General features: G+C 46.9%; 1 protein-coding gene. It reads left to right on the top strand.

All coding sequences use genetic code 11. From position 1 onward, the window contains the following. Positions 1-431 precede the first annotated feature (431 nt). Positions 432-569: a hypothetical protein gene (locus tag Q0257_RS10535; protein ID WP_298024673.1), complete on the top strand. Its 138-nt coding sequence runs from the start codon at positions 432-434 to the stop codon at positions 567-569. The last annotated feature ends 520 nt before the right edge of the window (positions 570-1,089 follow it).

Here is a 1,089-nt window from a genome sequence, read left to right on the forward strand (position 1 = left end):
AAGCGCAACGAGGAAATTTTTAGAAACCTTCATAGTTCTTCTTTAAAATAGATTTAATTATACGTTAGGGCCTTTTAAAATTTCTTAAAATGCAAGATAGGCGGCTGTTTAATTCTGACGAGAGACATTCGGCGGCTATAGTGGCGGCAAGTTGGGCGCAAATACGCTTAAGCTTAGCTACGGCAGGGACGGCGCCGATGCGGCGTGATTAAAATTTTAAAGCTTGGATTTTGCGCAAAGGATTTTAAATTTTAAAATTTTGCTTGCGCGCAGAAATTTTAAAATTTAGTTTAAGAAGGATCAAGCGCAGATCGGACGCGAGATAAAATTTCATATCGCTTTGAAATTACGACCGGCTATCGTGCGCAGCATTACAGATGCCGAGACTATGAGCGGCGTAAGTTTGAAGTGGAGGATATGTAGGCCTTACGATGCAAGAGATCACAACGACTAGAAGCAGTGATCTTGCAAGCACTCGTGCCGTCTTAAAGCGCAAGCCTGCGGTCGCGACGCGCGATCTGAAATTTAGAAATCAAATTTCAAAAACAGTGCAGCAGCGCCTGCTTTAAAACAGTCGTGGGACGGTATCTGCTCGGACTAATTAAAAAGCCGAACGGCCGTTTTATAAGCCGCGACTGTAGAGCGAGCAAAAAAAAGGGGGGGCAGTATCCGTCCGCGCGGCGAGTTGTAGATTTAAAACGATTGAGCGAACAAAGAAAAGCCGTATGGAGACATCCCTGCGCAGCGTAAAGTTCAAATACCAAGTAGCTAGATGTGAAATTAAAGCGAGCGATTTCACGCCGCAGTACCACAAAAAAGCATTCGCTCTGCACGCAGCTCCTATCCGGCGCAGCAAATATGATATGTACCCATAAAAGGGCGGTCAAAATTCTCGCGTCCGCAGCGCGCAATTTAAACCGGCAAGCGTGCGGCGCAAAGTAGCCGTCGCGGGGGGGGGGCGTAGCAAGACGCCTGCTAGGAAGCGTCGCGACGAGCTGCGACACTCGTCGCCAGCAAATTTTAAACGACTAAGCGGGCGGCAAATTTAATAAAATTTAGCCGTTCATTATCGATAGCAGCTCGGTGTTG

It is taken from the genome of uncultured Campylobacter sp., from assembly GCF_938018035.1.
GTDB lineage: Bacteria > Campylobacterota > Campylobacteria > Campylobacterales > Campylobacteraceae > Campylobacter_B.

Bases quoted from the DNA above. Each gene is read 5' to 3' on its own strand.
- Q0257_RS10535 (WP_298024673.1), top strand. From the start codon at position 432: ATGCAAGAGATCACAACGACTAGAAGCAGTGATCTTGCAAGCACTCGT.